Source organism: Fulvivirga sp. M361 (assembly GCF_007097395.1).
In the GTDB taxonomy this organism is placed as follows: domain Bacteria; phylum Bacteroidota; class Bacteroidia; order Cytophagales; family Cyclobacteriaceae; genus Fulvivirga.
In genome coordinates this window covers 302,048-319,139 of the sequence record NZ_VKDC01000005.1, presented here as the reverse complement: position 1 = coordinate 319,139, position 17,092 = coordinate 302,048, and the positions used below count along the sequence as shown (strand labels likewise).

The following is a 17,092-nucleotide window of genomic DNA, read 5'->3' as shown; positions in this document are numbered from 1 at the left end:
CCGAATGTCAAAATCTGCTAGATTACTTTTGTGTTATTTTCATAGTGATCATCGCTTCATTGATACGATTAATCTATGAACTTCAATGGGATAGAGACCTTTGTTTTGTCCCACATCAATTGCAGATCGGCTTTGTCATTGACCTGCGCGAATGAAATGGTGAATGGCTCCCATACTACGTCTTCTACTTTTTGTGTGGGCACTTCTACTCTTAAAATATCGGACTTTTCTACGTAGTTATAAGCGCCCCATTGCCCTAACTCACGGTTGAAGATTACGGTCCATTTTTCCTTTCTTGGAACGGTAAAAATAGAATAGGTGCCTGCCTTAAGCGTATCTGTATTGATTAAGATATCGTTGGTTAGCGTTATTTCAGATGCTTCATTTGCACCGGTACGCCAAACTTTTCCATAAGGTACGAGGTCACCAAATATGACTCTGCCTCGTTTGTGGGGCTGGCAGTAAGTGATTTTAACATAAGTGTTTTCATATTTCATGGTGACTACAGCAGTAGGGCTGGGCCTTGGCTTTAAAGTCTCCTGGCCATGGAGGTCATTGGAAAAAAGGAAGGATATGATTGTAGCAAATAAAGTGAGTAGTGTCGTCTTTTCCATAATTTTGCTTACTTACGAATGGTTATGTCTAATTTACGTAACCTCGGATCAATAATTGTACCCATTTTAATCAATAGCCCATGAGCAAGCCAGAGTTTGACGATATTTTTATGGAGTTGGCAGTGAATCTTGCAAAAAAGTCACATTGTATTAAGAGACATGTAGGTGCCGTGCTCACTAAAGATACACGTATCATCTCTATCGGTTATAACGGCCCTCCGGCAGGTACCCATAATTGTGACCTCGAATGGCCTGACACGGGCTGCCCCCGCGACTCAAAGGGCGGTTGTTCATTGGCTATTCATGCCGAACAGAATGCACTGTTGTATGCGGTAAAGAACAAGACCGAAGTTCATGGGGCCACCTTGTACGTGACGTTGGCGCCCTGCCTGGCATGCTCGCGTATTATTTACACCATGGGAGTGCAAAAGGTGATATATTTGAATTCCTATGCGGAATATAAAGGAATAGAAAGTGATGAGGGAGTGGACTTTCTGGTAAAATTTGGCGTTAGTGTAGAGCGATACAGTGGAGAGTTGAAGAATGTAACACATATGATCTGACGACAACAGATGTTCGCATTATGTTCCATAAGAGTAAATGACAATGTGCTGTCAGAGATTTGCACATTTCGCTTACAATTCTCTGAATGTTTCTAAAAGTCCGGCATTTTTACCCTTGTACCGGGTAATTAAAAGGGGATGATTCATTTTATCATTGACCATTTTTTCCGCCAGACTACCTAAAAAAAGTGCTGCGGCGGCTGTGCGCCCTTTAGCGCCTATTACGATAACATCGGGGTTAATCTCATTGGCCATGTCATAAATATCACTGGCCAGGTTGTCATTTCTATCCAATGAGTATACCTCTTTTATTCCAAAACCTTTGGTATCAATTTTTTCAATAAAAGACTTAAAGTTTTTACGCGCATTTTTTTCCATTACCTGACCAAATTCCTCAAAAGATTTACCCGTGTAGTGATAACCTACAGGAACTGAATATACGTTTTGACACACCATTTTAGTAGTGCCAGGTGTTTTGACAGCAAAGTCAATGGACTGTTCCAGGGCTAATTTGCAGTAAGGAGAAAAGTCAACAGGAACAAGTATTTTTTCACATTTGGGTGTTACTTCTTCGATAGTTTCAGGTACAATGAGTAAGTTACAACTTGCACGCCTTGCCAGCCTCATGGTTGTAACAGCTGTACCGGGAAGTCTTTTCTTTTGCCCTATTATGATCAGGTCAGCATCAAACTTATTGGCCGTATCCAGCAGCATTGGAGGCTGGCCTTTTTCAACGATAATGGATGTTTTTACGTTCTTTTGTGGTGTAAAATGTTTCTCAACAGAATCTTTTATTTGATCATGTCTTTCCTTGATCGCATTTTCCACCAATTGCGGGAATTCCTTTTTTACTTCGCTGGGAACACTCAGGTTTTTGACTATGTTAACGAAACGTACCTCTTCCGCAGAGCTGTAATCAGCAATAAAGGAAGCATAGGTCAAAAGATTTTTATCTAATGCTGAAGTGTCCAGGCCAACTAATATATTTTTAAAAGGTTCCATTACCTAAAGCGTAAAATTTTTCGCAAAGTTAACCATTGCAGGCACATAAACGTCGATTTTTACTTTTATTCACCAGCGATTTTCATCAACTCATCGGATAAATATTCGATTTGTTCTTTAGAGTGCGTTGGGAAGTTGGCAATGCGAATATGCTGGTCCTTGAATTTTCCATATCCGCTACCTAAAATAAGCCCTTTTTCACTCATTTTGTCTATAATAACCTGGTTTGGAATACTGGTTTCAGCCACCACTGTTGTTTTGGACCGGTTGACCTTGTATTTCACAAAAGGATTAAGTATCTCGCTGTTTTCGAAGGTGTTATAGAGCGCCGCTGCTTTGTAATTGGTTTCTCTCCTGATCATATCTACTCCTTTTTTCAACATATCCTGCGCTACTTTGCCGAGCAGGTAGATTCCCAGCACATTGGGCGTTTCAGGAGTTTGATTTTTTTGGGCTTTTATCAATAACTCCGGCAGGGCATGGTAGGACCCAATGGAGAGCCCTTTATTGAGAAGCGCTTCGCTTTTGTTGAGGCATCTGTCATTAACGATCCACACTCCAAGTCCGGCAGGTAATCCGAAGCACTTTTGTACTGACAGGTAGGCCAGGTCTACCAGGCTGTAATCAATATCCAGGCATGGAGCGCAAGAGACCACATCCAGTGAAAGTAGCTGGTTAGGAAAACCTTCACGTACTTTACGTATGTCGTCAATGGCATGACTGGCCCCCGTACTGGTTTCATTCATGGTCATAGCGATTAACTCACAGGATTCCGGAATTAAGAGTGATTCTATATTCACTACTTCGCCCTCCCGGGCCTGAATTACTGTTGTTTTGCGACCAAGATTTTCTGCTATAGAGGCGTATCGTTTTGAAAAAGCCCCATTTACAAAATGGCAGGATTCAAATTCTACCAGGTTTTGAATGCTTCTCTCCCAGATCTCTGTGGCAGATGATGTGAAAAAGACATGGTACCTCTCCGAGAGAGAGAAAAGATCCCTGATCGCTTGAGTAGTGTCCTGAAAGATACTTTGAAACTGCTTTCCGCGATGCGAAATGGCCGGCACATTTTCCTTTAGTGCCGACTTAATGTGTTCTTCAGCTGTAAAATACAGTTGAGACGGTCCGGGTGTGAAATAGAACTGGTTCATAATCGGCGTCAAAATTAATTAACAACATTAAAACGACGGTAACATTGGCCATGTAAATGGTAACCTATAGGTAAACTGTGTTTGACGCTGGAATAAAAGTCAACCAATACATTTGTAATGTATGGATAAAGAGATACCCGCAAGGCAAACAGGTTGAATGTAAAAAGCCTTTACGGGTATCTATTTTTTAAACCCAAATGAACAAAGATAAAAGACCGGTTGATGTTGTTGTTCTTTCAGATGTGCATCTGGGTACTTACGGATGCAATGCGGAAGACCTACTGCGCTATCTTAAATCCATCGCTCCCAAAAAGTTGATACTCAATGGAGATATCATAGATATATGGCAATTCAGTAAACGTTACTGGCCGGCTTCTCACATGCAGATAGTGAAGCATATCACAGGTCTTTTAAGTAAAGGCACGGAGGTGGTATACATTCCCGGTAATCATGATGAAATGCTCCGAAAGTTTGTGGGATTCAAACTGGGTAACTTCAAAATAGAGAATAAGCTGGTCTTAAAGTTAGCCCGTAAGAAAGTGTGGATCTTTCATGGTGACGTGTTTGATGTTACCATGCAACATTCCAAGTGGTTGGCAAAATTAGGCGCTGTAGGCTACGATACGTTGATCCTCCTCAATACACTTGCGAACTTCATTTCAAAACTTTTAGGCAGGGGTAAGATATCGTTGTCCAAGAAGATCAAAGATAGTGTGAAGTCTGCGGTGAAATTCATAGATGATTTTGAGAATACAGCCGCTGAAATTGCCATTAGTAATAAATATGATTACGTGATTTGCGGACATATACATCAACCGCAAATGCGTCGGGTTGTGACAGAGAAAGGTTCAGTAATGTACCTGAACAGTGGAGATTGGGTGGAAAACCTGACGGCACTGGAATTTCATAATGAAGAATGGAGAATGTACTGTTTCACCGATGACCTCACTGCACAGGCTATTAAGGTTAATAAAAAGGCCAATAAGCAGTTAAATAATGAGGAGATTTTTAGAGATATGGTGAATGAATTTTTAACGGTATAAAAGTGAATAAGATCTTATATGCAATACAAGGCACAGGTAATGGCCATTTGAGCAGGGCGCATGACGTGGCACCGGCGTTGGAGAAGCATGGAAAGGTGGATTATTTTGTCAGTGGGGCACAATGCGAAATAGATTTTCCTTATGAAATTAAATACCGGTCGCCGGGGTTAAGTTTTTTCTTTGGGAAAAGTGGTGGGATAAACTATTCCAGGACTTTCTTTAAAAATTCAGCTCGCCGGTTATATAAAGAGATCAAACATTTCCCTGTAGAAGATTATGATCTCATTATCAATGATTTTGAACCTATATCTGCCTGGGCGGCCAAGGCCAAGGGTAAAAAGTGTGTGGCATTGAGCCATCAGTCTGCCGTAATTTCAAATGATTTTCCTAAACCGGACACCGATGACAGGATTGGTGCGGCCATATTGAAGAATTATGCACCTGCCACTACACACTATGGGTTTCATTTCGAATCGAGAAAGAACAACATTTATACACCCATTATACGCCGGGCGATACGGGAAGCTAAGGTAGAAAACCGTGGTCATTTTACTGTTTATTTGCCAGCCTATGCAGATGAGAAGATCATTAAAGTACTTTCTGACATACCCGAAATAGAATGGCAGGTTTTTTCCAAGCATTCTAACCATACCTATGACATCGGCAACATCAGTATAAAACCAATAAACAATAACCTTTTTATTCAGAGTATTACCACGTCTGATGGCGTTTTGTGCGGAGCAGGTTTTGAAACGCCTTCCGAAGCACTCTTTTTAGGTAAGAAACTGATTGTAATTCCCATGAAGAACCAATATGAGCAGCAATGTAATGCAGCGGCACTCCAGGCCATGGGTGTGCCTGTTTTGAAAAAACTCAAAATGAAGTGCATCCCTGGAATCCGTTCACTAATTTCTTCTCCGGCACCATTACCCAAAAGGTATCCTGATGAAACTGGGAAAGTGGTCAGTAATATAGTGGAGAAGGAGGTAGGCAATGGCGGTTAAAAAGTACAAAATCCTTATAGTAGATGATGATAAAGACATACTGGACCTGTTGCAATACAATTTGGAGCGTGAAGGGTACCAGGTAAAAGGAGAGACAAAAAGCGTTAATTCTGTAGAGACTGCTATCGCCTTTGAACCCGATCTTATTATCTTGGATATCATGATGCCATACGTCAATGGCATTGAGATATGCAGAAGGCTCAGGTCTTTAGATCCTTTCAAGGGCACTTATATCTTTTTTTTAACTGCCAAATCGGATATAAATCTTCAAATAGAGGCATTAAATATAGGTGGAGATGATTATATTGAAAAGATCACCGGGCTTCGTGCACTTTCTTATAAGGTAAGTACAGTACTGAAAAAGAAACTCGTTATCCGGAAAAGTGTTTGTAAAATTAAACTGGGGGATCTGATCATAGATCGTAATTCTTCCAGCGTCACGTACAGAGGGCGTAAGATAGAGCTTCCTAAACACGAATTTGAGTTACTTTATTTTTTCGCTCAAAACCCCAAAAAGATCATTACACAAGATAACCTGTTGCACAATATATGGGGATCTGATATTTATCTTTTTGCCAAGTCAGTAGATACTTATGTTCAGAATATTGGTCAAAAGATTGGGGCCGGACTTATCTCCAAGGTGAAGGACGATCGATACCGTTTTGAAACAAGGTAACCATGTATGACCTAATGGTGGCCGGGGTTGTCATTCGGCGCTAATTTACCTGAACGATCTAACTCTCTGAAAGTGATTAAGAGTTGTTTTTCGTCCTGATCATGACTGTTCATTTGTAATTCCCTCAGTAATACTTGAGCTGCCGCCTTAATGTCCATGTTTTGGTAATAGTAGTCCCTGGTAAAATGAACATACTTTAATACCTGAAACCCGTCGAACCACTGAAAAAAATGTTTGTGAAACCCCGCGGGCGTTGAACTTTGGTTGTTTAAACGGTCCAGGTGCTCATGGAAATGTATTTTGTTTAAAAATGCCTTTATGCTTTCAGTTTGCTTATTTAGCCAATCCGGGTAATGGGAGGAAGGTAGTCTGTAAAGTGTATAAACATCACTTAAAAAGGTTTTTAGCTCAGCAAATACGGTTGGATGATAAGTGGTCAGTTGCCCGTTTTGTATCCAGTCATGCACTGCTTTACCCGTGCCAAATGGCACACGATCAGAGGTTCGTGGCGAAGGGATGACCCTGGTGCTGTTAAGCTCTGTGAATTTTCCAAGCGGCATGATGCGTTGTAAAAAATAAAAGTCTTCACCCGCTTTTCTGCGGTTCATGCCGCCTTGTTTTTGATAGGCATTACTTCTTACCGCCATACTTGATCCTATGGTTTGGAAGGCAAAAGGGAAACCTGAATAGCGTAGTCCATTTACATAGTACCTGAGGTGGAGTTCATAGTCCACAATGGCATCATAACATACTTTGGGTAAGCCGCCTTCCAGCGGATGTTCAAAATGGATGGAACAACCCGGAGATCCGGGGTAGGTTATAAAGTGTCTTTCCAACGCTACCAAATAGTTAGTGTCACAAATGCTGTCCGCATCGAAGCAGACGATGACACCGTCTGGTTTGCCAATGGCTTCATACCGCCTCACAGCTTCATCCATGGCTATCTTTCTGGCCAGGCCGACTCCGGCGTGTTTAGGAGGAAGGTTTTTAATATACAATAAATGGAATGTGATTTGATCATTTCCTCTATTTTCAGACCAATGCAGGGCGTCCTCGTAGCTCTGTTTATTGGTCTCCTTAACTTCTTTACCGGCTTGAGAAGCTTCATTAATAACTACAATAACTTCAACGGAACAACGGGGTAACGAACATGCAGCTAATGATGCCAACGAACGGACTAATTCCGTCTCACAAAAAGCAGGAATAGTAATAATCAGCCCAAGGTCCTGTGTGGGAGGCGTGTTAATGAGTTGATGTGGATAAGCGTAGCGTTTTAGATAAACGTTGTTCAAGGCGCTAACCTGTTGATGACCCAATGATCATTGTTCCAGGTGTAGATGATACGATCGTGCAGTCTGCTGGCACGACCCTGCCAGAATTCTACCAGATGCGGCTTTACCGAATATCCGCCCCACTGTTTCGGACGGGGTAATACGTCTGTACCTTTGAATTTTTCACTTATTTTTTTCTCACGCTCTTCAAGTAATTTTCGGTTTTCAATGATGGTACTTTGAGGTGATGTCCAGGCGCCGATCTGACTGCCTCTTGGCCTGCTCTGAAAATAGGCGGTAGACTTTTCCGAGGATACCTTTTCAGTATGCCCCTGTATCCTTACCTGGCGCTCCAGTTCCGGCCAGAAAAAGGTGAGGGCCGTTACAGGGTTAGCCTCAATGTCTTTTCCCTTATCACTTTGGTAATTCGTGTAAAAGACAAACCCATCGTCTTCTACCCCTTTTAATAACACTATCCTGGAAGAAGGGACCCCTTTTTCACTTACCGTAGCCAGATTCATAGCATTGGCTTCTAATACTTCTGCTTTTAACGCCTCATTAAACCATTGTTCAAATTGTTTTACAGGGTCATTGTTCACGTCTGACACATCAAGGGAATGTTGTGTATAGTCTTTCCGAATGTCGGCGATAGGATCAGGCATAACTTTTCGTTTATTCAAAGTTAGGACGTTTCATCATTTTATTGGAGTAAGGCTTTTAATAAATCAATCTTTCTGTTTACTTGGTACATCCTAAACCAGTAACTATGAAATTAAGTATAGAGCTAGCATGTGATAGCAGCCAGGCATGGGTAGATGAGGTCATGAGTAATTTTGATGAATTTCTTCAAGACCATGCCAACTGTGAGCGTAAAGCCTCTGCCATGGCCATGAGCTTTGTGGCCAAACATCCGGACAGATTAGAGATCATTCCTGAATTGATAGATACGGCTGTAGAAGAGCTGGAGCATTTTAGGTCCGTTTATGCCATTATGACGGAACGAGGAGTTAAGCTGCCTCCTGAAATGGGGCAGGATATGTATGTTAAAAAATTAATAGATCATTGTCGTTCCGGCAGAGAAGAACGGTTTTTAGATCGTCTGCTGTTAGCTTCTATTATCGAGTGCAGAGGTGCAGAACGTTTCATGCTGGTATATCAGGCGTTAGAGCCGGGGCCTTTGAAAACATTTTATCATAACCTGTGGGCCTCGGAAGCCAAACACGGGAATATTTTTGTTAAAATGGCGTTGAATTATTTTAATGAAAATGACGTATATCAAAGACTGGAAGAATTGAATACCCTGGAGGCCGAAGTACTTCAGTCCTTACCCCTGAAACCTGCATTGCACTAGCCTATGGATTACTTTAAGTTTACCAATCATCTTGAACCGTCAAAGGGACGCCTGCTTTTGTCAGAACCGTTTTTACCTGATCCTAATTTTGAGCGCACGGTAGTGCTGTTATGTGAACATAATGACGATGGATCTTTTGGATTTGTACTCAATAAAGTCTCAGCAGTATCATTAGAGGATATTGTAGAAGGAATAACGAATTTTGATCGTGATGTGTATATCGGAGGTCCGGTACAACAGGATAGTTTACACTTCCTGCATCGTTCCACAGAACTTGAAGGGGGGACGGAGATCGTTGACGGATTGTATTGGGGAGGTAATTTTGAACAATTGATGTCAATGATAGAAATGCGTCAGGTCAAACCGGGTGATTTTAAGTTTTTTGTAGGCTACTCAGGATGGGAGACAGGTCAGCTGGAAAAGGAGCTAAAGGCAGATTCGTGGATAGTGACCAGTGAAGCAACACCTGACCTTGTATTTGATCAGGAAGAAGATGTCATGTGGAAATCAGTGCTGAACAGGCTGGGGGGCAGGTTTAGTGTATATTCAAATTATCCTATTGACCCGAGACTTAATTGAACGAATTTGTATATTTTTACGTATTGCAGGTTGCTAATACGTAGTACGCTTAATGCGAAGGACATGCGAGAAGACGAACACAAGGATGCTGGCGCTTCATCTGACGATACCAAAGGTGATAAACTGGAAAACACACAGGAAGAAAATCAAGAGGTTTCAAAGGCTGATGAAGCTAAGGAAGCCCTGAAAGAGCAAGATCAGACGGTAGTATCGGATCAGGATGACACCCGGTCAGAAGAAATACTTGCAGAGCCATTGGAAACGCAACCTTCAGATCCCACTGTAATTACGGAAACATCTTCCATAGAGCAAGAACCTTCCGGTCCGGAAGAGGTAACAGACAGTCCACTTTCATCGGAAGCTGAGCCAACTACGGAATCTACTACTACGGCCGTTAGTGAACCGGAGGAAACCCTGGACGAGGAGGACAATGCTGTAGATGTAGAACCAGAAGTCCATTCAGGGGAGACAACACTTCAGGAGCAAGAGGAAGAGACACAACCATCAAATTCTGACACAGCTGCAGAAACATCCTCCGCAGAGGGGCACCCTTCTGATGAGGCCCAAAAAGAAGAGGTATCCGAAGATCCTGTTTCGACAGAAATAAACGAGCATGTGGCTGAACCTGTTACTGCCACCACTACTGAAGAATTACCTGAAACGGAGCAGTCAGCGGATAACGACCCGCAGGACATTCCGGAACCAGTGACCAACGAGGCGGAAGACAGTACCAAAGACATTGCAGTCTCAGAGACTACTTTAGATTCACCTCTTGCTGATGACCAAAAGACTGATCCGCCCGTTGTAGAAAGTGATGTCGCCGCCGGCGATACTCCAAAGGCACAGGAGGATGCAGCCGGGGCCACGACGGCAGAAGGTAAAAAAGAGTTGAATTCGGAAACGGACCTGACTGAAAAAGAGCACCATCACGAGGAGGAACCGGAAGAAATTGATTACAGTACTTATACCAAAGAGCAATTGGTAGATTTGATCAAGACGCTGGCCAAGGATGATAATATTGTACGTTCTGATAAAATTGCCAAGAAACTCAAGCCATTTTTTGACGAATTCAAACGTAAAGATCGTGTAGAGGCATTAGAACGTTTCAAAGCAGAAGGTGGAGTAGAAGAGGATTTTGAATACAAATATGATGAACTTTCCACACGATTTGACGCTAATTTCAGGCTGATCCGTGATCGGAGAAGTAAATATTCCCATGAGCAGGAACAGCAAAAAGATGCTAATCTGATTAAAAAACAGGCTATTCTTGAAAGGCTGAGAGAGTTTGTGGATGCGGATGAGACCAACATTAATTTCGAGGATTTTAAAGAGATCCAAAACGAATGGAAAAATGTTGGCCCCATACCGGGTGCTCATGTGAAGATGCTCTGGGCGAATTATAACGCCCTGGTAGATCGATTTTATGATAACAGGAGTATTTATTTTGAGCTGAAGGAACTTGACCGCAGGAAAAACCTTGAGTCGAAGCTGGAGCTGTGTGAACGCGCTGAAAAGCTGGCTGATGTGGAAAACTTAAAAGAAGCCATCGCGGAGCTGAATGAATTACATCACGAATTCAAGCATATAGGTCCTGTCCCTAAGGAAGAGCAGGAACCATTATGGCAGCGTTTTAAAGCGGCTTCCGATGCCGTTTACGACCACCGAAAAGAGTTCGTAGAGAAGTTAAAAGGTGAGCTGGAAGAGAACTTAAAGGTAAAAGAGCAACTGGCAGATGAGATCCAGGCATTTGTGTCTTATGATTCTGATCGCATTAAAGAATGGAATAGCAAGACCAAAGAGCTGTTGGCCTTACAAAAAAAGTGGGAAACTACCGGTGGATTGCCACGAGCAAAAGCCAAAGAGATCAACAGAAAGTTTTGGGGCGCTTTCAAGGCCTTCTTCAATAACAAAGGTGAGTTTTTTAAAAAATTGGATGCCCAACGTGAAGGCAACCTTGCTAAAAAACGAGATCTGGTAAAACAGGCTGACGCGCTTAAAGATGATCATGACTGGAATAAAACAGCCGATGAGTTCAAAAAACTGCAGCGACTTTGGAAAGAGATCGGACCGGTACCTGAGAAATACCGTGAATCCGTCTACCAGGAATTTAAAACCGCCTGTGATCATTTCTTCAATAACCGAAGAAGCAACCAGGGTGAGGTAGAAAAAGAGTTCGAAGCAAACTATAATAAGAAAATAGATATCTGTAATGAGATCACGGCCATGGCCATTGCCAAATCAATGGATATTGAGAAGTTTCGTGATTTACAGGAAGCTTTTAACGACATAGGTTTTGTGCCAAGGAAAAATATTGGTGACATCAAAAACAGGTATTCAGAGGCGGTAGATAGGTTTATAAGTAGTCAGGAAGAGCTGTCTGGTGAAGAAAAACAAAATCTACGCATAGAAAATCAGATCAATAAGATTATCAGCGGGCCAAATGCTGATCAAAAGATCCATAGAAAAGAACAGTCTTTGCGTAAACAGATAGGACAAATTGAAAATGATATATCTGTCTGGAAGAATAACATGGAGTTTTTCACGCAGTCGAAGAACGCGGATAAATTAAAAGATGAATTCCAGGCAAAAATCGACAAAGCCAGTAGCCAATTACAAGAGTTAAAACAGCAATTGAGATTACTAAGGACAGTATCTTAAAAATTTGCTTTAAGATATTTGTATTTATTATCCGTAACACTATTTTTGCACACGCTTTTGAAAGAAAGGCATAAGAGAAGCCTCCATAGCTCAGTTGGCCAGAGCAACGCACTTGTAATGCGTGGGTCGTTGGTTCGAATCCGACTGGGGGCTCAGATTTAAGAAAAACCCTGTATACTCGCAGTATACAGGGTTTTTTGCGTTTACAGTGTTTCGCAAATGTTTCACAATAGCAAATTGAGAGGGGGCGTTTCACAATAGCCTCACAAAAAATTATGCGAATATGAAATCGAGAAAAATCTATATCAGCTCCTATAAGAAGAAAAACGGATCTTCTAAAATCTACCTACAGGTGCTGCTAACCAAGAAGAATAAAAAACTTTTTGATCTGGAATTGGAGTGGTCAAGTAGTTCCTTTAACCAGGAGCGAGGCGTATACATGCTAGGTTTGAGAATGATCCCGACTTGGAATATGATGAAATAAAATTCTTTCCGAGGTGCCTTATACCCCTTCCGCGGAGGTTTTTGGTCATTTTGCGGAACATCATGCCCCTTTCGTGGAGCATGATGAGCTGTCCGCGGAACTTTTTATCCTTTCCGTGCCAAATAATATTCCGTCCGGGGCGTCTATGACCCCTTCCGGTGAAATAAAATTCTTCCCGGGGGACCTTATACCCCTTCCGGGGAGTTTTTTTGTTGTTCCGAAGGTTCAATATGTGATGAAAAAAGTTGTTAAAGCTATGGTAAAGCCTTAACAACCTTATCTTAGTGTAAGATTAACATAAAATACCAGCAGCACATGCGGCGGCATGCTCGTCCATATCGATAAGACCGTCACCGTTTACATCAATTATGACATATATTGCCGGGCCCACTCCTGGATAACAAATTCTAAATTCTTCTACATTCATAAATCCATCTCCATCAAAGTCACAAAACGGGCATGGGCACTGTGTCGATTCTTGAGAAATGAATGAGTTTGATTTTTCAACATCAGGGCTTATTTCTGCAAAACCAAATGCAAAAAACGAAGAAATAATTAGAACGAAAACAAACAAATTTTTCATGACTATAGGGGTTAAATAGTTGGTAAATAATAGAGTACTGCAACCAGACAGGGCGGGAAACGATGGTTGCTTATGAAAGATAATTAATACCCGGTTAATTACCTAGGTCAATTTTCAATTTCACCGGTTTAACCTTTCTCCTTCTACTCTTTCTCTAAAGATGGGGTTATGGTCGTTGAGGTATTTTTTCATTCTTCAATACTAATAAAAAGCGGCCTACCCCATGTCACCTAACATTGAATAGACCACCATACCTGTAATATCAATGACAACAAACTCCTTTTAACTTTGTTGAGATTTTTTCATTCCGGCATTATGGGGTGGCTGTCTCCTTGTGCTGTTCCTCCGGTTTTTTTTAGTTTGTCACCTAGTGGTTTACCCCCTTCTTCACAACAAGAGGGAGGGTGATTATCATTAATGGGTGGTTGGCCGTCTTGGCCTTTTTCTTCAGAATAGTATTGTCTTACCCGGGGCTTATAGAAAATTGCATGGAGCAACAATGCCACTAACATAGCTATCGCTAGATTATAGACATGCTTTGGTTTTATTTTCCGCAATAAGTCCTGTGGATATTTCATCATCGACACATTTCAAGTGATGTTTTAATTAAAGGTAAGTAGGGAATAGGAGATAGGCAAAGGGGGAGATAGTTGGCTGAACTCAACAGGAAAACTTTACAGGTAGGTCTTGATTGCTTTAAAATAGGGTTATCCTGAGCCGACTGGGGGCTCATTCTAAGGCATTAGTTATCATTGATATAACTAATGCCTTTTTTTGTGCCCAATAATGACTGTTAAGCTTTTTGATTTATAATAGGCTGTTTGGTAATGAGTTGAAGGATGGCGCGAATGACTACAAATCAGGGAAACGGAGATTGAGTCTGGACCTGCTTCCCTTTTGATCGGGCAATGACAATAAAAAAGCATATATAAGGATAAAAAGATCGTTAAGGAGAATATTGGTCGGTTTCCAGGCTATCAGGGAAGGATGATTCCGAGGGGGGAGGTGTTGGTGGCATGATTGACCATCGGGATTTTGTTTTCTCTCTGCTCCACCCATTGTACAAAGCTAATGCACTAATTGCTATGGCGACTATTGATAAGATCGTTGCAATATTACTCCTAACGTATTCTACACAAACTGCTGTCAGAGTTTCCGGGAATCCATTGTTGTCGATGAATACTCTGCCCTTTGGAGTGATTGATGCGCTAATATTTTCTGAGTGGCCTGTTGAATACACTAAACCGTAGTTGGACAGCTCACCTATCAAATATTCGATCAGGCTGGCTTTCATCCCCATATTTTTTGCAAGCACTTTTACCGCTGTTGTTTCTTTAGCCAGGTGATGTAGTATTTCGTTTTTGGCTTTTCCATAACTTTTCATTCTGGGCTTCATAATGTGCTTAAGTTGGTCCGGTGTAAATATAACTGAACTGTTGAATAGAATTTTCTTACTGACTCATTCGTAAAATACCCGCCCTGGCAAGCATCTAGCGGTAGCGTTATACTATCGGTTTAGGAATAGGATTTGTAATAACAACAATGGATAAAATGCATAACCTCCCAGAAGTAGGTTACTACGTCTTACCGGCTACCATCGTATGGCACATTGGAAAGCCGCATCACATCGACAGAGCAATATCAAAAATTAATGCTGAGGTTCATCCATAGTTTTTTCAAAAAGAATGCCTCCTTTATACATCCCCTTAAGAGCAGGGTGGATTTCTTTACCAAGTTTTGTTAAGCTGTATTCAACTCTTGGCGGAACTTCAGGGAAAACAGTCCGGTTGATCAAGCCGTCCGTTTCTAATTCTTTAAGCTGTTTGGTCAGCATACGCTCGCTGATGTCTGTTAATAATTTAACCAGTTCACCATATCTTTTATCTCCTTGAAAAAGGTGTAAAATGATGGTTGCTTTTCGTTTTCCTTTGAGCACATTTATAAATGTATCAATCGGGCAATAACTTTTTTTCATTTTTTCTTCCCTTAAAATCTTGAAAACGCTAAAAACGGAATTAAATGTTCGTATGCTAACATTTTGTACGTTATTGATCAGCGAAATATTTCTTCTGACATTTACTCAAAAATAAGCCAAATTAAGAGATAAAAGATGGAACAGAATAATTCTACGTTTAAGGCATTTCGTGTTGAAGAGAGAGAGGGTAATTACATCGGTTCGGTCAGAGAAATGGAATTCAGGCCTTTAAGCAAAAATGAGATTTTAGTCAAAGTGCACTACAGCTCCTTAAATTATAAAGATGCATTGTCGGCTACAGGAAATAAAGGAGTAACCAGAAACTATCCCCATACCCCAGGTATTGATGCCGTAGGAATAATAGAAAAATCGAACAGTGAAACACTAAAAGCTGGAGAAAAAGTAATTGTTACCAGTTATGATCTGGGAATGAATACGGATGGCGGATTTGCTGAATATATTCAAGTTCCATCCGAATGGGCAGTGAAATTGCCTGAGCAATTGACTATGAAGGAAGCCATGATATATGGGACAGCCGGATTGACAGCAGGGATGTCCGTATTAAGGCTGACAGAATGGATAAAACCGGAAGATGGGAAAATAGTGGTTTCCGGCGCTACGGGTGGAGTTGGTGCATTAAGCGTTTCGATATTGAGTAAACTGGGTTATTCAGTGGTGGCAATAACGGGAAAAGAGGCAGAACAGGACTATTTGATTCACCTTGGTGCAAAAGAAATAGTATTGCGAAGTGAGATTGAAAGTTTTGATAAAAAGCCATTGTTGAAACCTCTGTTTGCCGGTGCAATAGACACCGTAGGAGGCGTAATTCTTGAAAACATTATTAAATCCACAAGTTCGACCGGTGTAGTGACTTGTTGTGGTAATGTCGCATCACCAAAAATAGACTTAACCGTTTTTCCTTTTATACTGAGGGGTGTTACACTCATTGGAATTGATTCTCAAAACTACCCAATGAAATATAGAACAAAGGTATGGGAAAAGTTAGCCTCCGAATGGAAACCAAAACAATTAGACGATACTTGCAGCATAATTGACCTTGACGGGATACAGCATCAGATTGAACGAATGCTTGACGGAAAGCTAAAGGGGAGAACCGTTTTGGCAATGGCTGAATAATACGGAACACAACATTTGGTATAAGTAATGGCAGAAAATCACCATCTGCTGGATTCGGATCCGTAGGTAAGAGAAATAAACATACAAATTTGTACGTTTACTTAATTGTTACGGACAATAGACTTTCATGAAGCAGACTTTCCTGAGTTTCTTATTCTTAATTCTTAGTATAGTTGTTTTCAGTCAAGCGGACGAAATCATGGAAATCAGAAAGCTGTATAAGGAAACACAGGATAATAAATCAACCTACAAGAAACTAACCCAAGATGATTTTGAGAATTCATCCGAAGGTGGAGAACTAACCGCATTTAAGGACTCCAAAGAAGTTCGGCTAATTAAGGCAAAGTATTACGGACACATGGGGCAATCTGAGTCTGAATATTACTATCTCAACAATAAAATCTGCTTTATATTCAGGAAAGACTTTAGTTATAATATGCCTCCTACTCAGCCGGATTACGATGATAACAAAACCACCTTAAAGGAATCCAGGTACTATTTCTGGGGTGGCAAGATGATACGTTGGATAACGCCGGATGGAAAATATATGGATACAAAATCAATTGAATTTGTTGAAAAATCAGCTGAGCAGTTAGAATGGGCTTCTGAACTTTTAGAAATGGTAAATTAAAGTCTTTAACATGAGCCATGAAATGAATGTGGATTCAGTGCAAATTGAGCTTCTGTGCTTCTTGGAAACTGCGCCACTATGAATATTACTTTCTGGCGTCCCTTATCTTGCGTGCCTAGAGCGACAGTGTCATGCGTGCTGATTCAGGAATAGGATTCTTACTCCGAGTGTACTTTTAGAGTTAGCTTTTAGGGTTTGATGTCTCAAAACTTTACCATTGAAGTTAATCAAAATAAGTGTAGCAAAAATATACACATTGCAAATGCTAAATGCTCAACCCTTAACAAGGAAAATGGGAACCCATTACGTTTTGCTTAAAATGCGCTCCAGGGGTTTAATAAATACGCAACACAACATCTTGTATAAGTAA

Annotated in this window: 20 protein-coding genes and 1 tRNA gene; 12 read left to right on the top strand and 9 right to left on the bottom strand. The window is 41.1% G+C overall.

From position 1 onward, the window contains the following. Positions 1–68 precede the first annotated feature (68 nt). On the bottom strand, positions 69–614 hold the full coding sequence (locus tag FNH22_RS06605; protein ID WP_143397548.1) for a DUF2911 domain-containing protein: 546 nt from the start codon (positions 612–614) through the stop codon (positions 69–71). A gap of 80 nt (positions 615–694) precedes the next feature. On the opposite strand from FNH22_RS06605, the gene FNH22_RS06600 reads away from it, so the two are divergent. Continuing rightward, positions 695–1,177 carry a dCMP deaminase family protein gene (locus FNH22_RS06600; RefSeq protein WP_143397547.1) on the top strand — a complete coding sequence of 161 codons (483 nt, stop codon included), beginning with the start codon at positions 695–697 and terminating at the stop codon, positions 1,175–1,177. A gap of 72 nt (positions 1,178–1,249) precedes the next feature. Here the strand turns inward: FNH22_RS06600 and FNH22_RS06595 are convergent, their stop codons facing one another. Next, positions 1,250–2,179, bottom strand: coding sequence for a universal stress protein (locus FNH22_RS06595; RefSeq protein WP_143397546.1), 930 nt, complete (start codon positions 2,177–2,179; stop codon positions 1,250–1,252). Positions 2,180–2,244: 65 nt separating this feature from the next. After that, positions 2,245–3,330: an aminotransferase class V-fold PLP-dependent enzyme gene (locus tag FNH22_RS06590; RefSeq protein ID WP_143397545.1), complete on the bottom strand. Its 1,086-nt coding sequence runs from the start codon at positions 3,328–3,330 to the stop codon at positions 2,245–2,247. Positions 3,331–3,527: 197 nt separating this feature from the next. Here FNH22_RS06590 and FNH22_RS06585 point away from each other — a divergent pair, with 197 nt between their 5' ends. From FNH22_RS06585 to FNH22_RS06575, 3 genes are read left to right on the top strand one after another with little or no spacing between them, the layout of a single operon-like run. Continuing rightward, positions 3,528–4,373 (top strand): UDP-2,3-diacylglucosamine diphosphatase, encoded by an 846-nt coding sequence (locus FNH22_RS06585; RefSeq protein ID WP_143397544.1) that lies wholly within the window; start codon positions 3,528–3,530, stop codon positions 4,371–4,373. 2 nt (positions 4,374–4,375) lie between these two features. Next, positions 4,376–5,377, top strand: a complete 1,002-nt coding sequence (locus tag FNH22_RS06580; RefSeq protein WP_143397543.1) for a glycosyltransferase family protein — start codon at positions 4,376–4,378, stop codon at positions 5,375–5,377. Continuing rightward, on the top strand, positions 5,367–6,053 hold the full coding sequence (locus tag FNH22_RS06575; protein WP_143397542.1) for a response regulator transcription factor: 687 nt from the start codon (positions 5,367–5,369) through the stop codon (positions 6,051–6,053). The genes FNH22_RS06580 and FNH22_RS06575 overlap by 11 nt, the downstream gene beginning before the upstream one ends. Before the next feature lie 11 nt (positions 6,054–6,064). Here FNH22_RS06575 and FNH22_RS06570 read toward each other — a convergent pair whose 3' ends face one another. Both FNH22_RS06570 and pdxH read right to left on the bottom strand, forming a co-directional pair. After that, on the bottom strand, positions 6,065–7,345 hold the full coding sequence (locus FNH22_RS06570) for a glycosyltransferase family 2 protein (RefSeq protein ID WP_143397541.1): 1,281 nt from the start codon (positions 7,343–7,345) through the stop codon (positions 6,065–6,067). Further along, positions 7,342–7,986, bottom strand: a complete 645-nt coding sequence (gene pdxH / locus FNH22_RS06565; RefSeq protein ID WP_143397733.1) for a pyridoxamine 5'-phosphate oxidase — start codon at positions 7,984–7,986, stop codon at positions 7,342–7,344. Before pdxH ends, FNH22_RS06570 begins: the two co-directional genes overlap by 4 nt. 104 nt (positions 7,987–8,090) lie before the next feature. Between pdxH and FNH22_RS06560 the strand changes: the two genes are divergently transcribed. The 6 genes from FNH22_RS06560 to FNH22_RS06535 all read left to right on the top strand — a co-directional run bounded on the left by FNH22_RS06560 (position 8,091) and on the right by FNH22_RS06535 (position 12,667). After that, entirely contained in the window at positions 8,091–8,675 is a 585-nt protein-coding gene (locus FNH22_RS06560) for a tRNA-(ms[2]io[6]A)-hydroxylase (protein WP_143397540.1), read from the top strand. Between the two features lie 3 nt (positions 8,676–8,678). Then, the gene (locus tag FNH22_RS06555) at positions 8,679–9,254 is read left to right on the top strand and encodes a YqgE/AlgH family protein (RefSeq protein ID WP_143397539.1); all 576 of its coding nucleotides are present in this window, start codon (positions 8,679–8,681) and stop codon (positions 9,252–9,254) included. A gap of 63 nt (positions 9,255–9,317) precedes the next feature. Beyond that, positions 9,318–11,912 (top strand): DUF349 domain-containing protein, encoded by a 2,595-nt coding sequence (locus FNH22_RS06550; protein WP_143397538.1) that lies wholly within the window; start codon positions 9,318–9,320, stop codon positions 11,910–11,912. Positions 11,913–11,991: 79 nt separating this feature from the next. Further along, positions 11,992–12,065, top strand: a tRNA-Thr gene (locus FNH22_RS06545). 130 nt (positions 12,066–12,195) lie between these two features. Continuing rightward, positions 12,196–12,396, top strand: a complete 201-nt coding sequence (locus FNH22_RS06540; protein WP_143397537.1) for a hypothetical protein — start codon at positions 12,196–12,198, stop codon at positions 12,394–12,396. A 13-nt stretch (positions 12,397–12,409) separates the two neighbouring features. Then, the gene (locus tag FNH22_RS06535; RefSeq protein ID WP_143397536.1) at positions 12,410–12,667 is read left to right on the top strand and encodes a hypothetical protein; all 258 of its coding nucleotides are present in this window, start codon (positions 12,410–12,412) and stop codon (positions 12,665–12,667) included. A gap of 21 nt (positions 12,668–12,688) precedes the next feature. Here FNH22_RS06535 and FNH22_RS06530 read toward each other — a convergent pair whose 3' ends face one another. The 4 genes from FNH22_RS06530 to FNH22_RS06515 form a co-directional block, all read right to left on the bottom strand. Continuing rightward, positions 12,689–12,979: a hypothetical protein gene (locus FNH22_RS06530; protein ID WP_143397535.1), complete on the bottom strand. Its 291-nt coding sequence runs from the start codon at positions 12,977–12,979 to the stop codon at positions 12,689–12,691. Between the two features lie 302 nt (positions 12,980–13,281). Next, positions 13,282–13,560, bottom strand: coding sequence for a hypothetical protein (locus FNH22_RS06525; protein WP_143397534.1), 279 nt, complete (start codon positions 13,558–13,560; stop codon positions 13,282–13,284). A gap of 365 nt (positions 13,561–13,925) precedes the next feature. Further along, on the bottom strand, positions 13,926–14,375 hold the full coding sequence (locus tag FNH22_RS06520; RefSeq protein ID WP_143397533.1) for a hypothetical protein: 450 nt from the start codon (positions 14,373–14,375) through the stop codon (positions 13,926–13,928). Between the two features lie 252 nt (positions 14,376–14,627). Then, the gene (locus FNH22_RS06515) at positions 14,628–14,954 is read right to left on the bottom strand and encodes a helix-turn-helix domain-containing protein (protein WP_143397532.1); all 327 of its coding nucleotides are present in this window, start codon (positions 14,952–14,954) and stop codon (positions 14,628–14,630) included. A gap of 135 nt (positions 14,955–15,089) precedes the next feature. On the opposite strand from FNH22_RS06515, the gene FNH22_RS06510 reads away from it, so the two are divergent. Both FNH22_RS06510 and FNH22_RS06505 read left to right on the top strand, forming a co-directional pair. Next, a complete protein-coding gene (locus FNH22_RS06510) occupies positions 15,090–16,091 on the top strand; it encodes a YhdH/YhfP family quinone oxidoreductase (RefSeq protein WP_143397531.1) in 1,002 nt (333 codons plus the stop codon). A gap of 199 nt (positions 16,092–16,290) precedes the next feature. Further along, entirely contained in the window at positions 16,291–16,722 is a 432-nt protein-coding gene (locus FNH22_RS06505) for a hypothetical protein (RefSeq protein ID WP_143397530.1), read from the top strand. Positions 16,723–17,092 lie beyond the last annotated feature (370 nt).